The sequence below is a fragment of the Frankia sp. Allo2 genome (genome assembly GCF_000733325.1).
GTDB lineage: Bacteria > Actinomycetota > Actinomycetes > Frankiales > Frankiaceae > Frankia > Frankia casuarinae.
In genome coordinates this window covers 1-2,446 of sequence record NZ_JPHT01000095.1, presented here as the reverse complement: position 1 = coordinate 2,446, position 2,446 = coordinate 1, and the positions used below count along the sequence as shown (strand labels likewise).

Annotated in this window: 2 protein-coding genes and 2 pseudogenes; all 4 read right to left on the bottom strand. The window is 69.5% G+C overall.

Annotated elements, in window-relative coordinates:
* Positions 1-93: 93 nt before the first annotated feature.
* Positions 94-651: pseudogene (locus ALLO2_RS22895) on the bottom strand (SDR family NAD(P)-dependent oxidoreductase); the annotation flags it as partial.
* 89 nt (positions 652-740) lie between these two features.
* Positions 741-1,037 carry an acyl carrier protein gene (locus tag ALLO2_RS22890; protein ID WP_011438510.1) on the bottom strand — a complete coding sequence of 99 codons (297 nt, stop codon included), beginning with the start codon at positions 1,035-1,037 and terminating at the stop codon, positions 741-743.
* A 24-nt stretch (positions 1,038-1,061) separates the two neighbouring features.
* A pseudogene (locus ALLO2_RS22885) lies at positions 1,062-1,952 on the bottom strand (beta-ketoacyl synthase N-terminal-like domain-containing protein); the annotation flags it as partial.
* A gap of 47 nt (positions 1,953-1,999) precedes the next feature.
* Positions 2,000-2,446 (bottom strand): DDE-type integrase/transposase/recombinase (locus tag ALLO2_RS22880; RefSeq protein WP_035734745.1); only part of this gene is annotated, 447 nt, incomplete at its 5' end.

The window sequence follows — 2,446 nt, the reverse complement described above, 5'->3', positions numbered from 1 at the left end:
ACGAACCCCGTGCGCATCGCGCACGGGGCGCTCCGCCTGCCCTGACGCCGATAAGCGCCAAGCGCACCGCCTACCACCCGAGCTGAACAGCTACGTGATCCCCGTCTTTCCCAGCTCGTTGCCGAGGGCCTTGGTAAAACCGACCACGCCGTGCTTCGACGCCGAGTACGGCGCCCCGAGTACGACGCCCTGTTTTCCGGCGGTGGACGCGATGTTCACGATCCGTCCCCACGGGCGGCCGCGCATGCCGCCGCGGCTGAGCACATCCCGGGTCATGAAGAAGACGCTGTTCAGATTTGTGTTTATAACGTCGAGCCACAGGTCGTCCGTGATGTCTGCGGTGGTNCCCCCGCCGCTTCGGCCCGCGTTGTTCACCAGGATGTCGATCGGTCCCCACCGGTCGGCGACCGTCGTGACGAAGGCCGCGACCTGCGTGGCGGAGCGCACGTCGCAGACGAGCCCGTTGACGTCGAGGCCTTCCCCGCGCAGTTGTTTGACCGTGAGCTCCACGTTCGCGACGTCGCGTGCACAGAGGAAGACCCGGTTGCCGCCACGGGCCAGGGCTCGGGTGACGGCCAGTCCGATCCCGCTGGTGGCTCCGGTGACCACTGCCACCCGTGGCTGGGCGCCCGGCGGCTGGTTTGCTGGCATGGTTCCTCCCTTGGTGGTGGGGCCGGCGCGGCCGCAGCCTGACAGGCCCGACTCGGATCGTGTGGACGCGTGCCGCCGTGGACGCCGTCTCAGAGCAGGCGGTCCGCGTCCGCGCCGCCGCCGACCACGACGCCGCCGCTGCCGACATTGACAAGCTCGAGCAGCTCCCGGGGCGTCCGCGCGCTCGTCGCGGCGTCGTCGGAAAGCTTCACCCCGTACTCGTTGGCAATCCGGGACGTCGTTTCCAGAAGGGCCAGAGAGTCGTATCCGAGGCTTTCGAACGACGTGTCCAGGATGTCGCCGTCGAGATCGATCCCCTCCTCGGCGCCGGCACCCTCGCGAAGAACACGTCGCAGATCATCGATAGTCATTGGCCGGGAATTCATGGTCGCCTCCGCACAGATCGTCGGTCATTCCGGTACCGGGCCGCGGGAGTCGGCTCGGGTGAGGTCGGTGCCACCCGCGCTGTGGACGGAGCGGGCGACCAGCGCCGAGTTGAAGCCGCCGTGCCCCCTGGCGAGCACGAGCGCCGTGCCGACCGGGCCGGGTCGGGGCGTGGTCACCAGGTCGATCCCGTGCTCCGGGTCGACGGTCACGTTCACAGTCGGCGGGATGACGGAGTCCCGCATGGCCAGCAGCGCACCGACCACGTCAAGCGCCCCCGCACCGGAGTACAACCGCCCGGTCATCGTCTTCGGCGCGGTGACCGCGACACCCCGTCGCCCGAACACCCCTCGGATGGCTTCCGCCTCGGCCCGGTCGAGCTCGGGTACCGCGGCCGCGTCGGCAAACACCACGTCGACGTCGGCCGCCGACACCCGCGCGTCCGCCAGGGCCAGCTCGATGGCGCGCGCGAGGCCGGGGACGCGCATGGTGCCGGGCCGTGGGTCGAAGGTGGCCGCGTACCCGGTGATCTCGCCGTAGATACCACTGACGCCCCGATCCCGGGCAGAGCGGGCGTCTTCCAGGACGAGGAGCGCCCCGCCTTCGCCCGGAACGTGCCCGCGGGCCCGCCGGTCGAACGGCACGAACGCGGACACCGGATCGTCATCGGTGCTGAGCCGGCCGCTGGTCAGCTGGGCAACCCAGCCCCAGGGGCAGATCGAGCTGTCCACCCCGCCGGAGACGATCACCCTGGCGCCTCTCCGGATCTGGCGCCTGGCCTGAGCGATTGCGTCCAGACCCCCGGCCTGGTCGCTGACGATCACGCCGCCGGGGCCGCGCAGGCGGTGCCGGATCGATATCTGGCCGGTGTTGACCGCATAGAACCAGGCGAAGGACTGGTAGGCGCTGAGGGTCTGTTGCATTGCGGGATGGCAGGGCATGGTTGACCCTGTCGAGTGTGTGATCAGATCGCGAGGGTGAGCTCGGTGAACGCGGCTGTCAGCCGTGCGTGCGGGTCGGTGTCGGTCCCGAGTTCGTAGTGGCCGCGGCGGATGTTCTGGACCAACGCATGACCTGCGCTGATCGTCTGGGCGGAACGCAGCCGTTTCAGTCCGCGCATCGGGCGGAGCCNGGCTTTCAACCGGCTGTGATCGGATTCGATCCGATTGTTCTCCCGCGCGGCATCCACGTGGCAGGCCTCGGGTACCAACTCGTCAAGGATCCGCGGGTAGACCGGGGCCTTGTCGGTGGTGACCTCGACCGGCCGGCGCCCGTGGGACAGCGCGCTGGTGAAGAACCGGCGTGCCGCAGCCTGATCACGGCGGGTGCTGGCCAGGACGTCGATGACCTGCCCATGCTGGTCAACTGCCCGGTACAGGTACGTCCACCGGCCGGCGACCTTGACGTAGGT

What these genes read in the sequence shown, in the direction of transcription:
- ALLO2_RS22890 (WP_011438510.1), bottom strand. Translation starts at nt 1,037, where the DNA reads ATGAATTCCCGGCCAATGACTATCGATGATCTGCGACGTGTTCTTCGC.